Consider the following 22760-nt stretch of genomic DNA (forward strand, 5'->3'; position numbering starts at 1 on the left):
AGGGGCTGCCCGGCAAAGCAGTGTTCGAGAAGCACCACGAATGCGCCTTAGGCTATCGGACGGTTGCGAAAATGCGCGACAATGCCCGCATGACGTTCGCGTCCCGCTGCCACCAGCACCCCGTGCGCCACTTCCCGGCGGTTATAGAGGATGGGTTCTCCGGAGAGGTCGCTCATCCTACCATCCGCTTCCTGCACGATCAAATCGGCCGCCGCAAGATCCCAATCATGGCTGTTGCCGCCCGCAAATGCCGCATCCAGCGCGCCATCGGCGACCCGGCACAGCCGCAGCGCCAGCGAGCCGATCCGCCGGTGCAGCTTGATCTCGCCGAGTGACGGCTTCAGCCGCTCGACCAGCGGCTTCGGGCCGGCGACGCGGGCGAAGTCGAGTTCGGATCCGCCTGTCGCGCGCACCGGCTTGTCGTTGAGCGTCGTGCCCTTGCCGCGCACCGCGAAGAAGAATTCGTCGCTGGCCGGGGCGAATACGGCGGCGAGCACCGGCGAAGCGTCCGCCACCAGCGCCACGCTGACGCACCATTCGTCATGGCCGCCGAGATAATTGCGCGTGCCGTCGATGGGATCGACGATCCAGGTCAGCCGCCGCGACAGCCGCGCCGCATCGTCGGCGCTCTCCTCGGACAGCCAGCCATATTCGGGCGTTGCGGCACGCAGGCGCGATTCGAGCAGATCGTTGACGGCGATGTCGGCCTCCGACACCGGCGAGGACGCGCCCTTGGTCCACTTCCTCAGCTCGGTGCGGAACATCGACTGCGCCAGCGCGCCCGCCTCCCGCACCGTGTCCTTCAGCAGCGCCGCGTCGCGGGTCAGGAGGGTGTGGTCGAGAGAATGCGCGTCAGCGTCCGCCAAGCGTCAAACCCTCGATGCGCACCGTCGGCGCATTGATGCCGTAGCGGAATTCGAGATTGTTCGCAGGCTGCATCGACCTGAAGATCTCGAACAGATGGCCGGCGATAGTCACCTCGCTGACGGGATAGGTGATCTCGCCGTTCTCGATCCAGAAGCCGGAGGCGCCGCGGCTGTAATCGCCGGTGACGCCGTTGACGCCGGAGCCGATCAGGTCGGTGACGTAGAAGCCCTGCTTGATGTCGGCGATCAGCTCGGCCGGCGTTGCAGAGCCGGGCTCGAGATGCAGATTGTACGGCCCCGGCGAAGGCGAGGAGGACACGCCGCGATGGGCGTGACCGGTGGTGGTGAGGCCGAGCTCGCGCGCGGTGGCACAGTCGAGCAGCCAAGTCGTCAACACGCCGTCGTCGACCAGCGCGGTCCGCTTCACCGCGACGCCTTCGGCATCGAAGGTCTGCGAGCGCAGCCCGCGCTTGCGCAGGGGATCGTCGATGATGCGGATGTTCTTCGCAAACAGCTGCTGGCCGAGCTTGTCCTTCAGGAAGCTGGTCTTGCGCGCGATCGAGGCGCCGTTGATGGCGCCGACGAGATGGCCGACCAGGGAGCCGGCGACGCGCGGATCGAACACCACCGGGACCTTGCAGGTCTCGACCTTGCGCGGATTGTAGCGCGCCACGGTGCGCTCGCCGGCGGAGCGGCCGACGACCTCCGGCGACAGCAGATCGGCGCCATGCGGCGCCGAGGTGAAGTCGTAGTCGCGCTCCATGCCGGTGCCTTCGCCCGATATGGCGGTGGCGGAGATGCCCTGGCTGGAGCGCAGATAGGAGCCGTGGAAGCCGGTCGAGGTGACGAGCACCATGCCGCCGATGCCGGATGAGGCCGAGGCGCCGCCGGACTTGGTCACGCCCTTGACGCCGAGCGCGGCAGCTTCGGCCGCGAGCGCGCGGCGCTCGAGCTCGGTCGTCGTGGGCACGGCGGGATCGAGCAGGTCGAGATCGGGAAAGTCGCGCGCGAGCAGCGCGGGATCGGCAAGGCCGACATATTTGTCGTCGGGCGCGACGCGCGCCATCGCAACCGCGCGCTCGGCGAGCTTGGTGACGGCATCGCCGCTGACGTCGTTGGTGGAGACCACCGCCTGACGCTGACCGACCAGCACGCGCAGACCGACATCGTCGCCCTCGGACCGCTCGGATTCCTCGACGCGTCCGTCGCGGACCTCGACGCCCTGCGAGACACCGCGCACCGCGACCGCGTCGGCCGCATCCGCGCCGGCGCGCTTGGCCGCCTCGACCAGCCGCTGCGCGAGATCGGAGAGCGCGGACTGATCGAACAGGTCGCGATTGGCGGAAGGCGAAAGCGTCGGGCTTGGTGAAGAGTTCACGAACGAAATCCTGTTGGGGCGGGGTTCGGGACCGGAACCCACAGATGTGCCCTGATAGCGCGGACTTCAAGCATTTTCAGCCCGCCAAAAGCTCAGATTCGCGACGTCGGCGCAACGTCTCGTCAATCATGCACGCCAAGGTCTTGTCAATCATGAGGAGCGAGTGACGGTGGGTTAACCAGCCTTTTTAAGCGGTTTCGGACCGCCCGGCGCTAAGGTCCTCGCATCGACCGGGAACATAATCCTGGCGGGGAGAACAAAGCCGTGAGGCGTCAAACAGCAACATGCGGGGCCCACCCCGCCGGGTCGAGCCGCTCCTTGCGGCTCGACCCTCTTTCCCTTCCGGTCCGCTTCGATGCGCATGATCCGCGCGCCGACGGGCATGTCAGGCAGATCGAGCTTCATCGCGAGCGTGTCGTGCTGCGCCGTGCCGTGCGCGGCATGCAGATGGCGATCAACGTGCGCGTCGCCGACTTCACCGGCGTTGCGCTCCGCGGCAATGACGAGACGCAGACGCTCGTCCTCGTGCATCGCGATCCTTCGCTGTCCATCCCGCTACTGATCAGCGCGGACGCGGACGAGATCGCGCAGGCCTGGGCGATCTGGAGCGAGATCTTTGCGCTGCCGCAGCTCGACGAAGGCGCGCGCAAACCCGCACCGCGTCGCCGCCGCACCAACGCGATCCGCGCCCGTCGTCCGAAATTCTTGATGCGCCGGCGCACCGCAATGGCGCGCGAGCTGCCGGTTCATCAGGGCGAGCGCGAGATCATCGCGAGGAATTAAACGGCAATCACAGATGTCGTAGGGTGGGTTAGCCCGAAGGGCGTAACCCACCTCTTTGCTTTCCGCGCAGATAGGGGTTGGTGGATTACGCTTCGCTAATCCACCCTACGCATTTCGCGTCACGCCGCCCGCAGCACCGCGTCGGCGAGCAATCCCGCAAACAGCAGCAGGCCGGCATCGCGGTTCGACTTGAACAGGCGAAGGCAGAGCGCGCCATCGGCGATATTTAGCCGCACGATCTGCCACACCAGATGCGCGGCGAAGGCGGCAAGCCCAAGCCAGGCCGGCCAGCGCGCTTCGCCGGATGCCAGCGCGATGCCGATCAGCATCACCGCGAGCCCGTAGAACAGGACCAGCGCCTGGCGCGTATGCGCGCCGAACAGGCGCGCGGTCGACTTGATGCCGATCAACGCGTCGTCCTCAGTGTCCTGATGCGCGTAGATGGTGTCATAGCCGATCACCCAGGAGATCGCGCCGGCATAGAGCACGAGCGCGGTGGCGTCGATGCGGCCGAAGGTGACGGCAAACCCCATCAACGCGCCCCAGGAGAAGGCGAGCCCGAGCACGATCTGCGGCCACCAGGTGATGCGCTTCATGAAGGGATAGATCGCGACGATCAGGAGTGAGGCGATGCCCGTTGCAATCGCGAAGCGGTTGAACTGCAGCAGCACCGCAAGACCGACCAGCGCCTGCGCGACCATGAAGACCAGCGCCTGCCTGGTGGTCACCTGCCCCGACGGCAGCGGCCGCGAGCGCGTGCGCTCGACCTTGCCGTCGAGGTCGCGATCGGTGATGTCGTTCCAGGTGCAGCCGGCCCCGCGCATGACGAAAGCGCCGATGAAGAACAGCACGATGGTGAGCGGCAGGCCGCGAACGTCATGCGCCATGCCGGCGGCCAGCGCCGCCGACCACCAGCATGGCATCAGGAGAAGCCAGGAGCCGATCGGGCGATCGAAGCGGGACAGGCGCAGGTAAGGCCGCGCCCAATGCGGCGCGAGCGTATCGACCCAGTTGCCGGTGGAATCGGCAACGCGGGCGGATGTATCGCTCATCGGGTCAGGACGTTGCCGTTGAGCGTATCGAAGGTGCTGCCACCCTTCCTGCCGGCATTGGCCTCGGGCGCGGAGCCAGAGCCCAGCACCTCGCTCAGCGACGGACCGGCCGGACCGCGCGGCTGGTTCTGCATCTGTTGCGCGACGTTGCAGACCTTCGTCGCCATGGCCTCGGTGTTCTTGTGACCTTCCTTCAGCTGCGCACCGATCTGGGGCGGGATTCCGCATTTGGCGGCATTGGTCTCGATGTACTTGATCATCTTGACTTCAGCCTGGCTGAAATTGCGGATCAGCTTGCAGGCCTCGTCCGGTTGCGCGCGACGATCGCTCGCGGCCTTGATCAGCTTGCCGCGCTTCTCGGCTTCCTCGCGCAGCGGAATGAATGCCTTCATGCAGTCCTCGCCGGGACCGGCCTGCGTCGGGGGAGCCGCGCTGAAGGCGCCGGCGCCACCGATCGGGGCAGCACCGTTCACGGGAAAGGACGATTGCGGCGCCGCACCGAGCGAAGCTGCAGGTGCCGAACCGTTAACCGGAGGAAATGGGGAATTGGCGGCAGGCTGGTTGGGCAGCGGCGCCGGGAACGCGCTTTGCGCAGACGCGCCCGCAGCACCCATGGCCACCATGGCGGCAGTGATCGGAACCATCAAATGGCGGATCATCAAGATAGTCTCTCCGGCAGGAGCTTACGGGTTCAGGGCTTCCCAATTGAAGCGCGACCAGCGTGTTCGCGTTTTTACGATTCCCGCCGGCGCTTAACAACCCGTGGAATAGGGCGAGAGCGCGGCGCTGGGACGCACCAGTTCGGCAATATTTACCCCCGAAATGGCGCCTTTCGGTTAAGAACGGCCGGTAATCGGATCCCAAGCGATGCCTTCCCACGATTTTCGCGCGCCCCGCCTGTTCGTCGATGCCCCCCTGGCCCAGGACGCCAGGGTGCCGCTCGACCGCGACCAGAGCAACTATCTCGGCAATGTGCTGCGGCTGGCGGCCGGGGCCGAGGTCCTGGCCTTCAACGGCAGGGATGGCGAGTGGCAGGCCGCCATCGAGGGCCGCAAGCGGCCGGACGGCCTCGTGATCCTGCAGCAGACCCGGCCCCAGGACCATCTCGCCGACCTCACTTACGTCTTTGCCCCGCTCAAACATGCCCGGCTGGACTACATGGTGCAGAAGGCCATCGAGATGGGCGCCGCCGCCCTGCAGCCGGTGCTGACCCGGTTCACCCAGGCGTCCCGGGTGAACACCGAGCGGATGCGCGCCAATGTGGTCGAGGCGGCCGAACAATGCGGCATCCTCAGCATCGCCAGCGTGGCCGAGCCGGTGCCGCTGGAGCGCTTCCTGAGCCAGCGGCCCGCCGACCGCCTGCTGATCTTCTGCGACGAGGCGGCGGAGGTCCAGAATCCCATTCAGAGCCTGCAAGGCGCGCGCGAGGTCGGACGCGGTATCGACGTGCTGATCGGCCCCGAGGGCGGTTTTGCCGAGGAAGAGCGGGCGCTGTTGCTGCGCCAGCCCAAAATCCTGCGGCTGGCGCTCGGCCCCCGCATCATGCGGGCGGACACCGCCGCGGTCGCCGCCCTGGCGCTGGTGCAAGCGGTGCTGGGGGATTGGAGCGGAAAGGCCAGCTAACTTCGTCAGCGGTGCAAACGCATGGCGTCGTCATGCCCGGGCTTGTCCCGGGCATCCACGTCCTTTTGCGCCGGTGGGCAAGGCGTGGACGGCCGGGACAAGCCCGGCCATGACGAATTGCCCACCCGTTAAGCGATTGATCCTTTGGAGGTCGAAACCGCTGTCGGGCCATGCTAAGGGCTGCGCCAATTCGCCTCCCCTTGCCTGCCCGGTTCCGCCGGGCGATGGACCGCAGAGATGACCGCGACTGCCACCTCAAATGCTGCCGGCTCCGCCGCCTGGGCGGATACGCTGCTCTTGTCGTTTGCGCAGGCCGGCTATGTGAGGGCCGAACCCGCCATCCTGCAGCCGGCCGAGCCGTTCCTGGACCTCTCCGGCGAGGACATCCGCAAGAGCCTGTACCTGACCACCGACCTCTCCGGCGAGGAGCTCTGCCTGCGCCCGGACCTGACCATTCCTGTCGCGCGCGACTATCTGGCCTCGGGGCGCGCCGGCCAGCCGGCGGGGTTCAGCTATCTCGGTCCGGTGTTCCGCTACCGTAGCGGCCAGGCCCGTGAATTCCTCCAGGCCGGCATCGAATCGTTCGCCCGTCAGGATCGCGCCGCGGCCGATGCCGAGATGCTGGCGCTGGGGCTGGAGGCGACGGCCGCCTTCGGCGTCCGCGACGTCGAGATCCGCACCGGCGATGTCGCCTTGTTCAATGCGCTGCTCGACGCCCTCAATCTCTATCCGGTCTGGCGGCGCCGCCTGGTCAAGGATTTCAACCGCAAGATCAGCCTGGAGCAGGATCTGGAGCGGCTGGCGGCCGCGACCACCGCGACGCGCAGCGAGTATGAGGGCGTGCTGGCGGCCCTTGCCGGCTCCGACCGCAAGGCGGCGCTCGCCTTCGTCACCGATCTGATGTCGATCGCCGGCACCACCAATGTCGGCGGCCGCACCACGGCAGAGATCGCCGATCGCTTCCTTGAGCAATCGACGCTGAAAGGCGGCGCGCTGCCGCGCGAGGCGATCGCCGTGCTCAAGCGCTTCCTGTCGATTTCGGGCAATCCAGACGACGCCATCGCCGAGCTGCGCGCACTCACGACGGACGCGAAGCTCGATCTCGCATCTGCGATCGATCAGTTCGAGAGCCGGGTCGGCTTCATGGCCGCGCGCGGCATCAACGTGAGGCAGATTCGTTTCTCGACCGCGTTCGGGCGCGGGCTCGATTATTACACCGGCTTCGAGTTCGAGCTGCATCACAGCGGCAACGGCACCGAGCCGCTGGTCGCCGGCGGCCGCTACGACGGGCTGATGACCCAGCTCGGATCAGCTGAGCCGATTCCGGCGGTCGGCTTCTCGGTCTGGGTGGAGGCGCTGAACCGGATCGGCCGCAAGGTGGGAGCGTAAAATCATGAGCGCGCCATTCGTTCTGGCCGTTCCCTCCAAGGGCCGCCTGCAGGAGAACACTGAGGCCTTCTTTGCCCGTGCCGGCCTCAAACTGTCGAAGGCCGGCGGCGCCCGCGACTACCGCGGCACCATCGCAGGCCTCGACAATGTCGAGGTCGCCTATCTCTCGGCGAGCGAGATCGCCGCGCAATTGTCGCGCGGCTTCGCGCATCTCGGCGTCACCGGCGAAGACCTGGTGCGCGAGAACATCGCCGATGCCGACAAGCGCGTGTCGCTGATCGACGGGCTCGGCTTCGGCTATGCCGACGTCGTCGTCGCGGTGCCGCAGGCCTGGATCGACGTCCGCACCATGGCCGACCTTGACGACGTCACCACCGGCTTCCGCGAGCAGCATCACATGCGGATGCGGGTCGCGACCAAGTTCGTCAACCTCACCCGCGGCTTCTTCCAGGCTCACGGCATCAGCGATTACCGCATCGTCGAGAGCGCGGGCGCCACCGAAGGGGCGCCGGCGGCCGGCAGCGCCGAGCTGATCGTCGACATCACCACGACCGGCGCGACGCTTGCGGCCAACGGCCTGCGGGTGCTCGACGACGGCGTGATCCTGCGCAGCCAGGCCAATCTGGTGGCCGCCAAGGAGGCCGACTGGTCGCCGCAGGCGCGCGAGACGGCGCGTGTCATCCTCGATCACATCGCAGCACGGGCGCGGGCCAACAAGTACCGCGAAGTCCGCACCCGCTTCCGCCAATGCGATGCCGCCCTGCTCGGGGAAGCCCACAGCCGGTTCGGCGTGGGGGCCCCGTTCGGCGGTCCGACCTCGTCAGGCATGCTGACCCTGCACTGCCCACCGGGTCAGCTCTACGCGCTGGCGAGCTTCCTGCGCGAGCATGGCGCCGAGACCGTCTCGGTGGTGTCGCTCGACTACGTGTTCGACCGCGAGAATCCGCTGTTCGCCAGGCTGGAGGCGTTCCTGCGGCGGTGAGCCCAAGGTTTGTTCAGCTTTGCGACAGCAAACGGCAGCTACCATATGCGGTTGAGAAGACCTAAACACCTCTGGAACCTTGATCGATGACGCTGGGCTCTGACGTATCCGGCATGACGACCACCGCAGCCAGCGCAGCCGCGAAGGGGCTGTCGATCGTCATCCCCGTCTACAACGAGGCGGCTGGCCTTGCCGGCCTGCATCAGCGCATCTGCGAGCTCGCCAAGACCCTGCGGCAGCGCTATCGCCTGTCCTGCGAAGTCGTCTATGTCGACGACGGCAGCAAGGATGCGACGCTGTCGATCGCGCGGTCATTGCCGGCCGACGCCATCGACGTCCAGGTGGTGTCGCTGTCGCGCAATTTCGGCAAGGAGGCCGCGCTGATGGCGGGCCTCGACCATGCCCGCCTCGGCGCGGTGATGTTCATGGACGGCGACGGCCAGCATCCGCCGGCGCTGGTGGAACAGCTGGTGCGGCACTGGATCGATGACGGCTATGACGTCGTCTATACCGCCAAGGCGCATCGCGACAACGAGTCCTTCCTGCGCCGGGTCGCGGTGCACGGCTTCTACGCGCTGATCAATTGGGGCGCCCGTCAGAAGATTCCGGAGGACGCCGGCGATTTCCGCCTGCTGTCGCCGCGCGCGGTCGCGGCGCTGAGGCAGCTGCCGGAACGCAACCGCTTCTTCAAGGGCCTCGCCAGCTGGATCGGTTTCCGCCAGATCCGCGTCGACTACGAGCCCGCAGCGCGTGCCCATGGCGTCACCACCTTCAACGCCGCGAGCCTGCTTGGCCTGTCGATCGAGGGCCTGACGTCCTTTTCAGTGGCGCCCTTGCGCTTCGCCAGCCTGCTCGGCGTCATTCTCGCAGGAGGCGCCTTCCTGTTCGGCCTTTCGATCCTCTGGGAAGTGTTCACGACCGGCAAGCAGGTGCCCGGCTATCCCTCGCTCGTGATCGGACTGATGACGATCGGCGGCGTGCAGCTCATCATGATCGGCATCGTCGGCGAATATATCGGCAAGATCCTCTCCGAGCTGAAGGCGCGGCCGATCTACTTCGTCGCCGAGCACAGCGAGAAGCATTCCGAAGCTGATGATGCCGCGAGCAGGACGGCAGCCGAATGAGCGTGGCCGCGAGCCCGCGGCGGATCTGGCTCTGCGCCGACGATTACGGCATCAGCCCGGGCGTCAACCGCGCCATCCGCGACCTGATCGAACGCGGCCGCCTCAATGCGACCTCGGTGATGATGGTGGGACCCGCGATCGCGCGCGGCGACGTCGAGGCGCTGCAGGCGTCGGCAACGCAAAGCCCGCGTTGCGCGATCGGGCTGCATGTGACGCTGTCGGCGCCGTTCCGGCCGCTCACCATGCATTTCCGCCCCTTGGACGGCGACATGTTCTTCGCCTTTCCCAAGCTGCTGCGCGCCGGACTGATGCGCCGGCTCGACCGTGAATTCATCCGCAACGAGGTGAAGGCGCAGCTGGCCGCCTTCATGGACGCGTTCGGACGCGCCCCCGACTTCGTCGACGGTCACCAGCATGTGCAGCTCTTCCCGCAGGTGCGCGACGGTTTTGTCGATGCGGTCAGCGAAGTCGCGCCGAACGCCTGGGTGCGCCAAGGCGGCCGCGACCTGCCGCTGCGGCAGCGGCTGGCCTCCCCCAAGGCCATGGTGCTCGATATCCTCAGCGCGCAATTCCGCCGCCGCGCCGGCAGCGCCGGCCTCAGCTTCAACCCCGGCTTCGCCGGCGCCTATGATTTCACGCGCGCCGCCGATTTCGGCGCGCTGATGCGGCAATTCCTGGACGGCCTTCCCGATGGCGGCATCGTGATGTGCCATCCCGGCTTTGTCGATGATGTCCTCACCGGCCTCGACCCCATGACCGACGTGCGCGAGCGCGAGCACGCCTATCTCGCGGGCGATGCGTTCGCGCGCCTGCTGGCCGACAGCAACGTGACACTGCAGTGAACGGCGAAAAGCGGCCCAGAGGCAGCTTGTCGCATACCGAAATTTAATCCGGCCGGCACTGTTGGGGCCATAATGGAACCCTACATCTCCTCTCGCGCTTGGTTTGGCGCGAAGGAGACAGATCATGACGCCGCAGGAACGCCAGCTCGTCGACGACCTTTTTGACCGGCTTTCTAAGCTGGAGAATGCACAGCGCGATCCCGATGCGATCGCCGCGATCTCCGACGGGCTGCGCAAGGCGCCCGGCGCCATCTACGCGCTGGTGCAGACCACGCTGGTCCAGGACGAAGCGCTGAAGCGCGCCAATGCCCGCATCCAGGAGCTGGAAGCGGCCCACGCGCCCGAGCAGGCGCAGTCCGGCGGCTTCCTCGACACCATGCGCGACACATTGTTTGGCGGCGGCCCGTCCCGCGGCTCGGTGCCGAATGTGCCGCAGCGTGAGCAGCGTCCGGCTTGGAACACCGGCCAGGCGATGCCGCAAGGCCAGCCGGGTTACGGCGCGCCGCCTTACGGACAGGCTTACGGCCAAGGTCCGGGTCAGGGCGCTCCGCCGATCGGCGGTGGCGGCGGCTCGTTCCTCGGCACGGCGGCGGCGGCCGCAGCCGGCGTCGTCGGCGGCTCGCTGCTGCTCTCGAGCATCCGCGGCATGATGGGCGGATCGCACCAGCAGGGTTTTGGCGACAGCAACGCGCTCGGCGACCGCAGCGCTGGTGGAAGTCCTTGGGGCGGCGGCGATCAGTCCGGCGGCTCGCTGGCGCGCGAGGCCGGCCTCGATGACATCGGCTCGAACCGGGAATCCCGTCAGGGCTTCTTCGACCAGGCGTCGAACGAGCGCGACAACTACGACCAGAACTACGGCAACGATCACGACGACAGCTTCGACACGGCCGACAACAGCGATTTCGGCGGCGACGACGACGGCGGCAGCGATTACGCGTAGGCCATTCGACCGACAGATGTGGAACGGCCGCCTCCGGGCGGCCGATTTCTGTTCAAGCAGAGCTCAACGCAGTTCTGCTCTGCCACCACACGCCATGATGCCATTCGATATAATATGACTAGTGCGTGCGTTGTCGGACAGCACCGTGCAGAACGTCACGAGGTGCGCCTGACTTCACCATGCCGGGCGAAATCGTCCTCCGACACACGCCGCCGTAGACTCCCGGATTTCCAAATTTGGACATGGGTGTTCAATTGGAAGAACACACTGCTTATGCCACACATCGTGGCTGCCTCTCTTGGCTACAGTCGGGGGTTTTAAGAATGAGTTCACTTCAACAGCGCATCGCGACCCTGAGCGACGTCACGACCCATCTCATCACCGAATTGTACGAGTTGGAGGGACTGCACGAGCGCCTCAGGAAGGCAGAGCTGTCGGTGCGGCGGCTGAACCGCTCGGCTCGCGCACCGCATTCGGCTTCATCAGCTCGTCCTCGCCGCGCCGCTGTCCCTCGTCGCGGGTCGAGGCACCGTCAGCGGACGTAGGACTATTCAGGCGGACGTTTGGCGGCGGCAGCGTCCCTTCGACGCCGCGCATTTCGAGCCGACGCGGCACCCGGACTTGATCGCTCCATCGAGCGCATGACGCTTCACATCACCACGACCTTGGTGCCGACGTTGACGCGGCCATAGAGGTCGATGACGTCCTCGTTGCGCATGCGGATGCAGCCGGAGGAGACATTGGTGCCGATGGTCCAGGGCTCGTTGGAGCCGTGGATGCGATAGAGCGTCGATCCCAGATACATCGCACGGGCACCGAGCGGATTTTCCGGGCCGCCTTCCATGTGCCTGGGCAGATCGGGCCGGCGCGCGAGCATTTCCGCCGGCGGCGTCCAGTCCGGCCATTCGCGCTTGGCGGTGATCGATTTCACGCCGGACCAGGTGAAGCCGGGACGGCCGACGCCGATGCCGTAGCGCAATGCCCGGCCGTTGCCCTCGACGAGATAGAGGAACTTGTTCGGCGTATCGACCACGATCGTGCCGGGACTTTCCTTGCCGCTATAGTCAACGAGTTGTTTCTCGAATTTCGGATCGAACGGACGCTGCCGCGGATCGACCGCCTCCTGCTGCAGAGACGCGCCCTGCTGATATCCGCCTTGTTGATACCCACCTTGCATCTGCGGCTCGCCCATCGGCGGCAGGCGCCGCTGGTCGTAATAGCCCGGCTGCTGCTGATACACCGGCCGCTCCGGCGCGTAGGCCGGGCCGCGGCCGGGGCCATCGCCGAACAGGAATTCGATGAAGCCGCCGCCCATGTTGGAATGGGACGCCACGCGCACCGGCGCCGGCGGCACGCGCGGCTGGTACAGCACCGCGGGCGGATCGTTCGGCACGCTGTTGTCGAAGGCGCCCGCGTCGTTCGCGCCGGCCATGAAGGTGCAAGCGCTGCCGAGCAGCGCGACAGACATTTTCTTGAACATCGACGTACTCTGTACTGTTTCGTCTAGATCACATGCGTCGTGGAGAGCCGGTGGCTGATCCGCGCTCTTCGACGTGGTCAATAAAAAGCAAAAGCCGTTTTGTTTGGTAAACGGACAGCGCGTTTGGATTCACCACGTCGCGAGCGCGCCTGCAATTTGGCGATCAGCGTTTATTTTCGATGAACGCCGCACGGTGATGGTTAATCGCTTCTTTGCGCCGCGTCGCGCGCGGCCGATCAGCAGTTCCTGCTGTGAACTTCGTGTTAAATCGCTTCTGCCTACAAAGACGCGTGAGTGAGGTGGGGGGAGTATCCTGATGGCTGTTCACCGCAAGCGTTTTCGCGTCGAAGATATCGTCGGTGGCGAGATGCCCATTGTAGACGTAACCGAAGAGGCACTCCCGATGCATAGCGAGATCATGGCCGAGCTGCGCGCGATCCGCGCCCAGATGGCGAAGGGCATCGTCGCGGCCCCGCTGTCCGGCAGCGCTGCCATGGCGGCGATCGACGCCTCGACCGCGCACGAGCTTGCCGAAGCGCGCACCATGCTCGATACCTACCGGGCGCAGATCGAGCAGTGCGAGAAGCTGAAGGTCGAGCTCGACCTCATCCACGACGCCATCGACCGCACCAAGCGCGAGATCGCGACGCTGCACGGCAAGAGCTTCGACGGCGGCGAGATGGCCAAGGTCAACGGCGAGCTCGGCGCGGTGGTCGGCGGCACCGAGCAGGCGACCCAGCAGATCCTCGAAGCCGCGGAATCGATCGACCAGGCCGCCAGCGCGATGTCGAAGGTGGACTCGATCGATCAGCAGAAGCGCCTTGCCGACGACATCCAGGAACGCGTCATCTCGATCTTCGAAGCCTGCAACTTCCAGGACCTGACCGGCCAGCGCATCAGCAAGGTCATGGGCACGATGAAGTTCATCGAGCAGCACATCAACGCGATGATGGAGATCTGGGGCGGCGTCGACGCGATCAAGTCCCATGTGCCCGCGCAGGTCGACAACCGCAGCGAGGACGAGAAGCTCCTCAACGGCCCCAAGCTCGCCGGCGACGTCGGCCACGCCTCGCAGGACGACATCGACGCGCTGTTCGACTGAGCGGCGACGACATCGGAATAACAAAACGCCGGCCTTGGGCCGGCGTTTTTTGTTTTGGCCGGTGCAGATCGTGAACTCTTCTTCCCTTCTCCCCTTGTGGGAGAAGGTGGCGCGAAGCGCCGGATGAGGGGTTCTCTCCACTCGCAAGACCGTTCGTGAGGAGATAGACCCCTCACCCGTCTCGCCGCTACGCGGCGAGCCACCTCTCCCACAAGGGGAGAGGGTAAGAGACCGTCACGCCCTCGGCGCGCAGCGGACGTAGACCATGTTGCCGTAGCGGGTGCCAGCGTCCTTGTCGATGAAGCGGGTGATCATGACGCGACCGTCGAAGGAGACGATTTCGCGGTCCTGGTCGCCGGGGGTCGGGCCGGCCGGCCCGATGTAGTTCTTGCCGCTCGGCGAGCCCTTCAGCCGCAGCTCCTGCGGCGTCGCCTGGTCGGCGAGATGCATGATCACGCCACCGGAGGAACCGGCGGTGATCACGTAGGGGTTCCTGCATTGCTCACGCGCCATCTTCTCGGTGCGGGCGCGATCGGCCGGGTTCTGGAACGAGGCGAGCCCCCAGCGGCCGACGATCTCGTCGGCGCGGATGCTGGCGGGCATTTCCGGAGCGACGCCAGGTTCGGCTTCGGGCGGCGGCGGGGACGACGTGAGGGACGGCAGGTTGAAGCCGCCGCCGCAGGCGCCCAGCAGCAGCGCCAGACAAGAGGCGGCCGCCAGATTGGCAACCGTGCGCGCGTGAGCCGAACTGATCATGGCATTCCCCCGAACAAGACCATGGCCGCACCCCTCCCGCAGCCAAGCGCAAAACCGCTGCCGGAGCAATGACGTCGTTCTTTACGGCGACGCCCCGAGCGAGTTTCCAATGCCACCATCCTATATCCGCCTCAACAATCGCTTAACCACCTTTGCTTGACAGGATCGCGGCCAAGCCATATTTCCGGACCCACTATTAGCACTCGGAAAGCCCGATTGCTAAGCGCGCCGTTCGATCCTCGACGCGAGGGCGGACGGAAGCGCCGCCCCACCGACCCCACTACTTCCGAAGCGAGCCTCCAAAGGGAAACGTCATGGCTAAATCCAAATTTCGTCCGCTGCATGACCGTGTCGTGGTCAAACGTATCGACGCCGAGGAAAAGACCAAGGGCGGCATCATCATTCCGGACACGGCCAAGGAAAAGCCGTCCCAGGGCGAGGTCGTCGCCGTCGGCCCCGGCGGCCGCGACGAGACCGGCAAGCTGATCCCGATCGACCTCAAGGTCGGCGACCGCGTGCTGTTCGGCAAGTGGTCGGGCACCGAGGTCAAGATCGACAACGAAGAGCTCCTGATCATGAAGGAGTCGGACATCATGGGCGTGCTGGCCTAAGGCCGTCCGCCTGAACAGCCGCTGAATGTCATGCCCGGATCCAGGCGATCCGGGCATCCATCGTTCCGCCGCACGGCACAAGACAACACACATCACATAACACGAGGGATTGCAGACCATGGCTGCCAAAGACGTCAAGTTTTCCGGAGACGCGCGCGATCGCATGCTGCGCGGCGTCGACGTTCTCGCCAACGCCGTCAAGGTGACGCTCGGCCCGAAGGGCCGCAACGTCGTCATCGAGAAGAGCTTCGGCGCCCCCCGCATCACCAAGGACGGCGTCACGGTCGCCAAGGAGATCGAGCTCGAGGACAAGTTCGAGAACATGGGCGCCCAGATGGTGCGTGAGGTCGCCTCCAAGACCAACGACCTCGCCGGCGACGGCACCACCACCGCGACCGTGCTGGCCCAGGCCATCGTGCGCGAAGGCGCCAAGGCGGTCGCCGCCGGCATGAACCCGATGGATCTCAAGCGCGGCATCGACACCGCGGTTGCCGCCGTCATCAAGGACATCGAGAAGCGCGCCAAGCCGGTCGCCGCCTCCTCCGAGGTCGCCCAGGTCGGCACCATCTCGGCCAACGGCGATGCCGCCATCGGCAAGATGATCGCCCAGGCGATGCAGAAGGTCGGCAACGAGGGCGTCATCACCGTCGAGGAGAACAAGTCGCTCGAGACCGAGGTTGATATCGTCGAGGGCATGAAGTTCGACCGCGGCTATCTCAGCCCCTACTTCGTCACCAATGCCGAGAAGATGACCGCCGAGCTCGAGGACGCCTACATCCTCCTGCACGAGAAGAAGCTCTCGGGCCTGCAGGCCATGCTGCCGGTGCTGGAAGCCGTGGTGCAGTCGGGCAAGCCGCTCGTCATCATCGCCGAGGACGTCGAGGGCGAGGCGCTGGCCACCCTGGTCGTCAACCGGCTCCGCGGCGGCCTCAAGGTCGCGGCCGTCAAGGCGCCGGGCTTCGGTGACCGCCGCAAGGCCATGCTGGAGGACATCGCGATCCTGACCGGCGGCCAGCTGATCTCCGAGGAGCTCGGCATCAAGCTCGAGAACGTCACGGTGAAGATGCTCGGCCGCGCCAAGAAGGTGGTGATCGACAAGGAGAACACCACGATCGTCAACGGCGCCGGCAAGAAGCCCGACATCGAGGCCCGCGTCGGCCAGATCAAGGCCCAGATCGAGGAGACCACCTCGGACTACGACCGCGAGAAGCTGCAGGAGCGCCTCGCCAAGCTCGCCGGCGGCGTCGCGGTGATCCGCGTCGGCGGCGCCACCGAGATCGAGGTCAAGGAGAAGAAGGACCGCGTCGAGGACGCGCTCAACGCCACCCGCGCCGCGGTTCAGGAAGGCATCGTCCCGGGCGGCGGCGTCGCGCTGCTCCGCGCCAAGAAGGCGGTCGGCCGTCTCACCAACGCCAATGACGACGTCCAGGCCGGCATCAACATCGTGCTGAAGGCGCTGGAAGCCCCGATCCGCCAGATCTCCGAGAACGCGGGCGTGGAAGGCTCGATCGTGGTCGGCAAGATCCTGGAGAACAAGTCCGAGACCTTCGGCTTCGACGCCCAGAACGAGGACTATGTCGACATGGTCGAGAAGGGCATCATCGATCCCGCCAAGGTGGTGCGCACCGCGCTGCAGGACGCCTCCTCCGTGGCCGGCCTCTTGGTGACTACCGAAGCCATGGTCGCCGAGATGCCGAAGAAGGAAGCTCCGCCCGCGATGCCCCCCGGCGGCGGCATGGGCGGCTTCTAAGCCTTCCGTTCCGTGACAGAGTTGCGAAGGCCGCCTCCGGGCGGCCTTCTTTTTTGCCGACCCTGCCCGTTTCGCTTTCCGATTCAACCAGCGGCCAAAACCCACTACGGTGGCGCGCCGATTCTGATTGTTTGGGCATGATCCTAGAGACCGCTTCACGCTTTCCGGATCATGGCCGTTGCGCGAGGATGTCATCGATGCGTGCGCTTCTGGTTTGCTCCACGGCCGTTCTGGCCCTGCTCGCCGTTCCGCCGCAGGCCTCCGCCCAGATGAAGCTGTCGCCGAAGGCGACCGCGCCGGGGGGAACCGAGACGCGCTATTTCACCGCGATGGACGGGCTGATGGACGGCAATGCCGACGTGATCCTGAAGGAGACGCGCCAGGGCAAGACGCTGACCGCGGCGGTGCTCGACGTCTGCTACCCCATCGCGAAGAACTCCGACCGCAAGGACCGCTTCGTCGTCAACCTCCAGGTCGCCGGCCAGACGCTGACCGGAACGACGCAGAGCATCAGTGAGAAGTCGCCGGTCAGCGTCAAGCTGACGCGCAAGCAGTCCGGCGACATGTTCGAATTCCGCGGCCAGATCGCGGTCGGCCAGGCGGTGACCGAAGTGACCTCGCCGGACAATTCCGATCTCAGTGAAAAGGAATTCCTGGACAGTCAGGCCTCCGACGACGGCATCACGCCGCAGCCGAAGGATTTCACCGACGTCTCGCCGGAAGCGATCGCGGTCAAGGTCAAGCTCGACGCCGCGACCGACTTCCTGAAGAGCCTGAAGGGCCAGGAGGTCGAGGTGACGCTGGCGAGCCTCAATGTCGGCTGCGACGCGCTGCGCGCGGGCGAGCAGACCATCACCATGTCGGTCGATCCCGAGCGCGCCGGCGCGCTGCTGGCGAAGTTCAAGGCAATGCCGGGCGTCACCGCCGCAGGCTGGACCGCGGGCATGACCGAGATGGACCGCACCATCCGCTTCCCTGCGGCCGACTGGCGCGAGGGCGACAAGATCAACAAGGGCAAGCTTGCAACGGCGGTGGCGAGCGTGCTGAGCAGGACGCTCGCGGCAAAGCCGGTCACGCAAAACTTCAACCCGGCCACCGGCAGGCTCAAGCTGGTGTTCAAGCGGCCGAACCAGGACTTCCCGGCGCTCGAGCTCACCGACACGATCGAGGTCGCAGGCCTGGTCTCGCCCGACAAGCCGGGCACCACGGACAAGCTCATGCTCTGGATCGGCAGCCCGGCGACCACGACGGCCGACGAGGGCAGCGGGGCCAGGCTCAATCTGTCCGACGATGCCAGCCTCGACGAAGAAGGCGATCTGCCCGACGACAACGGCTCGATCGAGGCGCTCGTCAAGGAGCTGAAGGGCCAGCGCTGGGACGCCGACAAGTCGGTGTGGAAGTAGGCTGAGACAGCCACCGCTGTCATCGCCCGGCTTGACCGGGCGATCCAGTACTCCGAGACAGCAGCGATGGAATCGATAGGCTGCGGCGTACTGGATTCCCCGCCTTCGCGGGGAATGACCGACGCCTAATTCCCCGTCGTCCTGAAGCGCAGCGGCTTCGGCCCGATCAGCGTCAGCACGTCGCCCTGGCGCTTCCAGGTCTCGACGCTGCCGAGGGCTGCGACGAGCTCGTCGTCGGCCTGCGCTCTCGCCGGCGGACAGTTGCGGTTCTGGATCTGGCCGGGCACGAAGATCACGGTGTTGCCGGCGACCGAGAACTGGCCCTTGCCGCCCTTGCACCAGAGCTCCAGCACGACCTCGCCATTGTCGCCGATCTCGATGTTGGGAATCCGCTTCGAGCCTGCCTGCGGCAACGCCTCCAGCGTCATCTCGGTGCCGAACGGAAACGCCTCCTGGGCACGCGCGAGTGTGGACATCGCGAACATTGCAACCGCCGCACACACCAATCGCTGGAACGAAACCATGAGACCTCTCGACCGACCTGACTTGCCGCACCTTCTATGAGACGGCGGGGGCGTTGAGAAGGTTCGCGCATGGTCGATGCAGGCGCACCGGCATGGCGAAGCCCGGGGCGCCTTCGAAGACCACGCCGAACGAGAAAGCGATCGGCAGCCAGTTGCAGCCGCGGCGCGAAGTTCTCGCGCATCCGGCGGTTCCCGGCCGCTCACAAGGTCGCGAAATCCCGGAGCACCCTGCCCCGCACCGGCGGGCACCATGCTAGGGTTGCTGGCTGCGACAATCCAACGCAAATTGCAGAACTTGCGACTTTAGTCTAAGCGCGCCCATTTCCGCCATCGCCTCAGCTATTTGGCTCTGGGCATCGTGCACATCCCCTGAGGAGATCCAGCTCTGTGAACAACATCCGCGCCACGCTCGCGATCGTCTGGCGAATCGCCATCCCTTATTTCCGGTCAGAGGACAAATGGGCCGGCCGCGGCCTGCTCGCCGCGGTGATCGTGATCGAACTGCTGCTGGTCGCCATCGATGTGCTCGTGAACCAATGGTACAGCCGCTTCTACAACTATCTCCAGGAGCGCGACTGGAACGGCTTCGTCTGGGAGCTGGGCGTCTTCACATTGCTCGCGAGCGCCAGCGTCGCGCTTTCCGTCTACCAGCTCTATCTCAATCAGTGGCTCCAGATTCGCTGGCGGCAATGGCTGACACGTCACTATCTGGGCGAATGGCTGAATAGCGCGACCCACTATCGGATGCAGCTCAAGGGCGATGCGGCCGACAACCCGGACCAACGCATCACCGACGACGTCAGGAGTTTCGTCGAGCAGACTCTCAATATCGGCATCGGGCTGCTCTCCTCGATCGTCACGCTGCTCTCGTTCGTGGTCATTCTGTGGGGGCTGTCGAACGCGGCACCGCTGCATATCTCGGGCCTCGACTTTCCCATTCCCGGCTATTTGGTGTGGGCGGCGCTCGTCTACGCGATCTTCGGCACCGCGCTGACGCACTGGATCGGTTCGCCTCTGGTCAATCTCAATTTCGAGCAGCAGCGCTACGAGGCCGACTTCCGCTTCAACCTCGTCCGCGTGCGCGAGAACTCCGAACAGATCGCACTGCTTAAGGGCGAAGGCGCCGAACGCGAACGACTGCTACTCCGCTACGGCTATGTCGTCGGCAATTGGTACGCGATCATGAGCCGGACCAAGCGTCTGACTGCCTTCACGGCGAGCTATTCCCAAGCCGCCGTAATCTTTCCCTTCATCCTCACCGCGCCTGCCTACTTTGCCGGTAAGATTCAACTTGGAGGGATGGTGCAGACCGGCTCCGCCTTCGGCAGCGTGCAGAAGGCCCTGTCCTTCTTCGTGAGCGCCTACCGATCCCTGGCCGAATGGCGTGCGGTGGTTGCCCGTCTCGATGGCTTCGAGATGTCGGTCGCCTCGGCGGTCAATCTGCCGGCGCATGAGCCTGCCATCGCGCTGGAAGTCGCCGGCCGCCATATCGACCTCGAGCAGCTCTGCGTGAACCTGCCCAACGGCACGCCGCTGGTGGCCGCCAAGGCCTTCACCATTCAGGCCTCGGAGCGCGTGCTGGTGACCGGACCGTCCGGCTCCGGCAAGTCCACGCTGTTCCGGGCCATCGCCGGCATCTGGCCGTTCGGCACCGGCACGGTTGTGGTCCCGGAAAAGGCAAAGCTGATGATGCTGCCGCAGCGGCCCTATTTCTCGGTCGGTGTGTTGCGCGATGCCGTGGTCTATCCGGCAGCGCCGGGCGCGTTCGACGCCGCGCAGGTCCGCGAGGCCCTGATCGCGGTCGGGCTGCCCGATCTCGCCGAGCGGCTGGACGAGGACGGCCACTGGAACAGGATGCTCTCGCTCGGCGAGCAGCAGCGTCTCGGGCTAGCGCGCGCGCTGCTGCATGCGCCGGACTATCTGTTCCTGGACGAAGCCACCGCCTCGCTCGACGAGCCGTCGGAAGCCCGGCTCTACCGGCTGCTGGCGGAGAGACTGCCGCAGGCCACCATCGTCTCGATCGGCCACCGCTCGACGCTCGATGCCTTCCACACCCGCAAGGTGGCGCTGGTGAAGGACGGTGCGATCCACGTCGTCGGCGGCGAGCGGACTGCGGCGGAGCCGAGCGCCGCGCGCTGAGGCGAGCGCTGGGTAGCCGCTGATCATCAAGTTCGAGTCGTCACTCCATACACGCGTCAAGCCCGGCCATGACGGCGTGGAGAAAAGCAAAAGGGCGGCAGGTTGCCCTGCCGCCCTCGCGAAGTCGTTCGGGAAGAAGCTTACTTCAGATTGCTCATCGCCGTCAGGTCGAACGAGAGCTTGGCCACGCCGGCCGCGCTGCACCAGTTGGAGCCGAAGCCGCCCGGGTTGATGGGGGTGAAGCTTCCGGTGAACTTCGCGGTGTGATCGCTGGTCAAGGCGTTGCAGTCGCCCTTGTTCAGGTCGGTGTCGTGATAGCGCAGATCGAGCGTGAACACCTTGTAGGTGAAGCCGACGCCGACGTTCCAGGTGTTGTAGCTCGGCTCCTTGATGCCGTTCGCATAAACCGGATCGCCCGCGATGCCGTAGAAGATGTCGGAAGTGCCGAACCACTGCCGGCCGAACTCACCCGACACATACATGCCGACGCCGCTGGCACCGAAGATCGTGCTCGGGGCGGTCCACTTGGCGGTGATCGAGGCGTAATTGCCCCAGGCGCCGAGGTTCAGGAAGTTCGGAGAGTAGTACTCGTTGAAGCCGACCGTCCACTGGTCGTTGATGACGACGTTCAGCTTGGCGTAGGCTTCGAAGAAGCTGGCGTCCTTCTTGGCGAAGTTGCCGTTGATCGGAAGGCCGATTGCCCCCTGCGAGTAATCGATGTCGCCGCCACAATTGCCCTGAGCCAATGTGTACTGCGAGCCGAAGCATTGTCCGCCCGGATAGAGGTAGCCCCAGAGACCGAAGTCGAAGGCGAACATGCCGAATGTCGGGCGGATACCGCCGTAGAAGTCGACTTCCGCCGCAGCGCGGTTCGGGAAGGAGATGCTCGAGGCGGACGTACCGACGTAGAGCTGCAAGTCCTTGGTGACGTTGTAGCGAGGCTCGAAATAGGCCGTGACGGCCGGCTTATGGTTCGACTGGGTGATGCCGCGGAAGACGTAATCGCTCATGATGCCGCCGCCGAAGGCGATATCCCAAGGATCGAACGCCGGGGGCGGCGGGGCCTTCAATGCCTTCACGCGCAGATCTGCCGCGAACGCCGAACCCGTCGTCACCATTGCCAGCGCCGTTGCCAACAAAGCCACTTTTTTCATTTCGATCCCCATCTACCCGTTCTTACTTAGCAGTCGCCCCCGGAAGCCCCCCGGGGCATGCGGCCTACCTGCAAAATTGCGTCACTGCGGCAATTTGGATCGATGGACAGGAACCGTGAAGCAAAAAGCACGGGCATCTGCCGACTTTTTAGGCGTTTTGACGAATTCACGAAAGGTTGTCAGGCTGTGTGGCTTCTCGATCACATTATTTGCATTCCAAGGTGCAGTGCAGACCCGTGTAAACCCGGGGATCGCCAGGCGGCGTGACACCTTCGCTACGAATCAGGGTGGGCCCGGAGCGCCTTTGCCAGGGCGGCTTTCCACGATGCAAAAAGGCCGCAGCACCGGGGTGCCGCGGCCTTCTCGTTACAATCCCAAGTAACAATCCCAAGTAACAATCCCGAGTAACAGTCCCGAGTGACAGTCCGAAGGCGCTGAGAGACCGCCTTCCTACCCCTGCCCCTCGGCCGGCGCCGCTTCCGCAGAAGACGAAGGCATCGCCCAGCTTGTCTCGGCGGGCGCGGGGGTCTCCGCCGGTGCCGACGGCTTCGGAGCAGGCGCTGCCTTCGCCTTCTTCGGTGCCGCCTTCTTCGCGGCCTTCTTCGGAGCAGCCTTCTTGGCCGCCGACTTCTTTGCGGTCGTCTTGGCAGCCTTCTTCGGGGCGGCCTTCTTGGCAGATTTCTTGGCAGACTTCTTGGCGGTCTTCTTGGCCGCCTTCTTCTTCGTCGCCTTCTTCGCGGACTTCTTCGCCGCTACGGCCTTCTTGGCCTTTTTGGCCTTCTTGCTTTTCTTCTTCTTCGCTTTCGCCATTGTGGTCCTCCTGTTGCCGCCGAACAATGCTTGATCGGGCGTCTTCAGTCGT

At 65.5% G+C, this 22760-nt stretch carries 22 protein-coding genes; 12 read left to right on the forward strand and 10 right to left on the reverse strand.

Annotated elements, in window-relative coordinates; all coding sequences use genetic code 11:
- Nucleotides 1-47: 47 nt before the first annotated feature.
- Together I6F33_RS29365 and I6F33_RS29370 are read right to left on the reverse strand one after the other, a co-directional pair.
- Nucleotides 48-866 (reverse strand): 3'(2'),5'-bisphosphate nucleotidase CysQ, encoded by an 819-nt coding sequence (locus tag I6F33_RS29365; RefSeq protein ID WP_036009209.1) that lies wholly within the window; start codon nucleotides 864-866, stop codon nucleotides 48-50.
- Entirely contained in the window at nucleotides 853-2244 is a 1392-nt protein-coding gene (locus I6F33_RS29370) for a TldD/PmbA family protein (RefSeq protein WP_036027073.1), read from the reverse strand. Before I6F33_RS29370 ends, I6F33_RS29365 begins: the two co-directional genes overlap by 14 nt.
- A gap of 264 nt (nucleotides 2245-2508) precedes the next feature.
- Between I6F33_RS29370 and I6F33_RS29375 the strand changes: the two genes are divergently transcribed.
- Nucleotides 2509-3027 carry a DUF6101 family protein gene (locus I6F33_RS29375; RefSeq protein WP_225144899.1) on the forward strand — a complete coding sequence of 173 codons (519 nt, stop codon included), beginning with the start codon at nucleotides 2509-2511 and terminating at the stop codon, nucleotides 3025-3027.
- Between the two features lie 119 nt (nucleotides 3028-3146).
- Here I6F33_RS29375 and ubiA read toward each other — a convergent pair whose 3' ends face one another.
- Entirely contained in the window at nucleotides 3147-4079 is a 933-nt protein-coding gene (ubiA, locus tag I6F33_RS29380; RefSeq protein WP_225144900.1) for a 4-hydroxybenzoate octaprenyltransferase, read from the reverse strand.
- Complete coding sequence (locus I6F33_RS29385; RefSeq protein ID WP_036014267.1) at nucleotides 4076-4738, reverse strand: hypothetical protein; 663 nt, start codon at nucleotides 4736-4738, stop codon at nucleotides 4076-4078. The genes ubiA and I6F33_RS29385 overlap by 4 nt, the downstream gene beginning before the upstream one ends.
- Nucleotides 4739-4946: 208 nt before the next feature.
- Here I6F33_RS29385 and I6F33_RS29390 point away from each other — a divergent pair, with 208 nt between their 5' ends.
- The 6 genes from I6F33_RS29390 to I6F33_RS29415 all read left to right on the forward strand — a co-directional run bounded on the left by I6F33_RS29390 (nucleotide 4947) and on the right by I6F33_RS29415 (nucleotide 10979).
- Nucleotides 4947-5702 carry a 16S rRNA (uracil(1498)-N(3))-methyltransferase gene (locus I6F33_RS29390; protein WP_225144901.1) on the forward strand — a complete coding sequence of 252 codons (756 nt, stop codon included), beginning with the start codon at nucleotides 4947-4949 and terminating at the stop codon, nucleotides 5700-5702.
- Between the two features lie 237 nt (nucleotides 5703-5939).
- Nucleotides 5940-7091: an ATP phosphoribosyltransferase regulatory subunit gene (locus I6F33_RS29395; protein ID WP_109145350.1), complete on the forward strand. Its 1152-nt coding sequence runs from the start codon at nucleotides 5940-5942 to the stop codon at nucleotides 7089-7091.
- A gap of 4 nt (nucleotides 7092-7095) precedes the next feature.
- Nucleotides 7096-8073, forward strand: a complete 978-nt coding sequence (hisG, locus tag I6F33_RS29400) for an ATP phosphoribosyltransferase (RefSeq protein WP_225144902.1) — start codon at nucleotides 7096-7098, stop codon at nucleotides 8071-8073.
- An 86-nt stretch (nucleotides 8074-8159) separates the two neighbouring features.
- Entirely contained in the window at nucleotides 8160-9197 is a 1038-nt protein-coding gene (locus I6F33_RS29405; RefSeq protein WP_036014274.1) for a glycosyltransferase family 2 protein, read from the forward strand.
- On the forward strand, nucleotides 9194-10039 hold the full coding sequence (locus I6F33_RS29410) for a ChbG/HpnK family deacetylase (RefSeq protein ID WP_225144903.1): 846 nt from the start codon (nucleotides 9194-9196) through the stop codon (nucleotides 10037-10039). The genes I6F33_RS29405 and I6F33_RS29410 overlap by 4 nt, the downstream gene beginning before the upstream one ends.
- 124 nt (nucleotides 10040-10163) lie before the next feature.
- A complete protein-coding gene (locus I6F33_RS29415) occupies nucleotides 10164-10979 on the forward strand; it encodes a DUF2076 domain-containing protein (protein WP_036014279.1) in 816 nt (271 codons plus the stop codon).
- A 417-nt stretch (nucleotides 10980-11396) separates the two neighbouring features.
- Here the strand turns inward: I6F33_RS29415 and I6F33_RS29420 are convergent, their stop codons facing one another.
- Nucleotides 11397-11594 carry a hypothetical protein gene (locus I6F33_RS29420; protein ID WP_146207773.1) on the reverse strand — a complete coding sequence of 66 codons (198 nt, stop codon included), beginning with the start codon at nucleotides 11592-11594 and terminating at the stop codon, nucleotides 11397-11399.
- Nucleotides 11595-11628: 34 nt separating this feature from the next.
- Nucleotides 11629-12459: a L,D-transpeptidase gene (locus I6F33_RS29425; protein ID WP_225113352.1), complete on the reverse strand. Its 831-nt coding sequence runs from the start codon at nucleotides 12457-12459 to the stop codon at nucleotides 11629-11631.
- A gap of 316 nt (nucleotides 12460-12775) precedes the next feature.
- Between I6F33_RS29425 and I6F33_RS29430 the strand changes: the two genes are divergently transcribed.
- On the forward strand, nucleotides 12776-13561 hold the full coding sequence (locus tag I6F33_RS29430) for a protein phosphatase CheZ (RefSeq protein WP_036014285.1): 786 nt from the start codon (nucleotides 12776-12778) through the stop codon (nucleotides 13559-13561).
- Nucleotides 13562-13795: 234 nt separating this feature from the next.
- Here the strand turns inward: I6F33_RS29430 and I6F33_RS29435 are convergent, their stop codons facing one another.
- Nucleotides 13796-14317, reverse strand: coding sequence for a hypothetical protein (locus I6F33_RS29435; RefSeq protein WP_036014287.1), 522 nt, complete (start codon nucleotides 14315-14317; stop codon nucleotides 13796-13798).
- Nucleotides 14318-14631: 314 nt separating this feature from the next.
- Between I6F33_RS29435 and groES the strand changes: the two genes are divergently transcribed.
- From groES to I6F33_RS29450, 3 genes are all read left to right on the forward strand, one after another.
- A complete protein-coding gene (groES, locus tag I6F33_RS29440; protein WP_025033779.1) occupies nucleotides 14632-14928 on the forward strand; it encodes a co-chaperone GroES in 297 nt (98 codons plus the stop codon).
- Between the two features lie 118 nt (nucleotides 14929-15046).
- Nucleotides 15047-16678, forward strand: coding sequence for a chaperonin GroEL (gene groL / locus I6F33_RS29445; protein ID WP_036014289.1), 1632 nt, complete (start codon nucleotides 15047-15049; stop codon nucleotides 16676-16678).
- Between the two features lie 197 nt (nucleotides 16679-16875).
- On the forward strand, nucleotides 16876-18081 hold the full coding sequence (locus I6F33_RS29450) for a hypothetical protein (RefSeq protein WP_036027054.1): 1206 nt from the start codon (nucleotides 16876-16878) through the stop codon (nucleotides 18079-18081).
- A 125-nt stretch (nucleotides 18082-18206) separates the two neighbouring features.
- Here I6F33_RS29450 and I6F33_RS29455 read toward each other — a convergent pair whose 3' ends face one another.
- Complete coding sequence (locus tag I6F33_RS29455) at nucleotides 18207-18605, reverse strand: META domain-containing protein (protein ID WP_225144904.1); 399 nt, start codon at nucleotides 18603-18605, stop codon at nucleotides 18207-18209.
- 387 nt (nucleotides 18606-18992) lie between these two features.
- Between I6F33_RS29455 and I6F33_RS29460 the strand changes: the two genes are divergently transcribed.
- The gene (locus I6F33_RS29460; RefSeq protein WP_036039911.1) at nucleotides 18993-20744 is read left to right on the forward strand and encodes an ABC transporter ATP-binding protein/permease; all 1752 of its coding nucleotides are present in this window, start codon (nucleotides 18993-18995) and stop codon (nucleotides 20742-20744) included.
- A gap of 140 nt (nucleotides 20745-20884) precedes the next feature.
- Here the strand turns inward: I6F33_RS29460 and I6F33_RS29465 are convergent, their stop codons facing one another.
- The gene (locus I6F33_RS29465; RefSeq protein ID WP_036027050.1) at nucleotides 20885-21898 is read right to left on the reverse strand and encodes a TorF family putative porin; all 1014 of its coding nucleotides are present in this window, start codon (nucleotides 21896-21898) and stop codon (nucleotides 20885-20887) included.
- 450 nt (nucleotides 21899-22348) lie between these two features.
- Nucleotides 22349-22708, reverse strand: a complete 360-nt coding sequence (locus I6F33_RS29470; protein ID WP_036039910.1) for a hypothetical protein — start codon at nucleotides 22706-22708, stop codon at nucleotides 22349-22351.
- Nucleotides 22709-22760: the final 52 nt, after the last annotated feature.

The organism is Bradyrhizobium sp. BRP20, from assembly GCF_020194215.1.
Classification (GTDB): domain Bacteria; phylum Pseudomonadota; class Alphaproteobacteria; order Rhizobiales; family Xanthobacteraceae; genus Bradyrhizobium; species Bradyrhizobium yuanmingense.

Coding starts and splice junctions, on each gene's coding strand:
- ubiA (WP_225144900.1), bottom strand. CDS start 4,079: ATGAGCGATACATCCGCCCGCGTTGCCGATTCCACCGGCAACTGGGTC.
- I6F33_RS29385 (WP_036014267.1), bottom strand. CDS start 4,738: ATGATCCGCCATTTGATGGTTCCGATCACTGCCGCCATGGTGGCCATG.
- I6F33_RS29390 (WP_225144901.1), top strand. CDS start 4,947: ATGCCTTCCCACGATTTTCGCGCGCCCCGCCTGTTCGTCGATGCCCCC.
- I6F33_RS29395 (WP_109145350.1), top strand. CDS start 5,940: ATGACCGCGACTGCCACCTCAAATGCTGCCGGCTCCGCCGCCTGGGCG.
- hisG (WP_225144902.1), top strand. CDS start 7,096: ATGAGCGCGCCATTCGTTCTGGCCGTTCCCTCCAAGGGCCGCCTGCAG.
- I6F33_RS29405 (WP_036014274.1), top strand. CDS start 8,160: ATGACGCTGGGCTCTGACGTATCCGGCATGACGACCACCGCAGCCAGC.
- I6F33_RS29410 (WP_225144903.1), top strand. CDS start 9,194: ATGAGCGTGGCCGCGAGCCCGCGGCGGATCTGGCTCTGCGCCGACGAT.
- I6F33_RS29415 (WP_036014279.1), top strand. CDS start 10,164: ATGACGCCGCAGGAACGCCAGCTCGTCGACGACCTTTTTGACCGGCTT.
- I6F33_RS29425 (WP_225113352.1), bottom strand. CDS start 12,459: ATGTTCAAGAAAATGTCTGTCGCGCTGCTCGGCAGCGCTTGCACCTTC.
- I6F33_RS29430 (WP_036014285.1), top strand. CDS start 12,776: ATGGCTGTTCACCGCAAGCGTTTTCGCGTCGAAGATATCGTCGGTGGC.
- I6F33_RS29435 (WP_036014287.1), bottom strand. CDS start 14,317: ATGATCAGTTCGGCTCACGCGCGCACGGTTGCCAATCTGGCGGCCGCC.
- groES (WP_025033779.1), top strand. CDS start 14,632: ATGGCTAAATCCAAATTTCGTCCGCTGCATGACCGTGTCGTGGTCAAA.
- groL (WP_036014289.1), top strand. CDS start 15,047: ATGGCTGCCAAAGACGTCAAGTTTTCCGGAGACGCGCGCGATCGCATG.
- I6F33_RS29450 (WP_036027054.1), top strand. CDS start 16,876: ATGCGTGCGCTTCTGGTTTGCTCCACGGCCGTTCTGGCCCTGCTCGCC.
- I6F33_RS29455 (WP_225144904.1), bottom strand. CDS start 18,605: ATGGTTTCGTTCCAGCGATTGGTGTGTGCGGCGGTTGCAATGTTCGCG.
- I6F33_RS29465 (WP_036027050.1), bottom strand. CDS start 21,898: ATGAAAAAAGTGGCTTTGTTGGCAACGGCGCTGGCAATGGTGACGACG.
- I6F33_RS29470 (WP_036039910.1), bottom strand. CDS start 22,708: ATGGCGAAAGCGAAGAAGAAGAAAAGCAAGAAGGCCAAAAAGGCCAAG.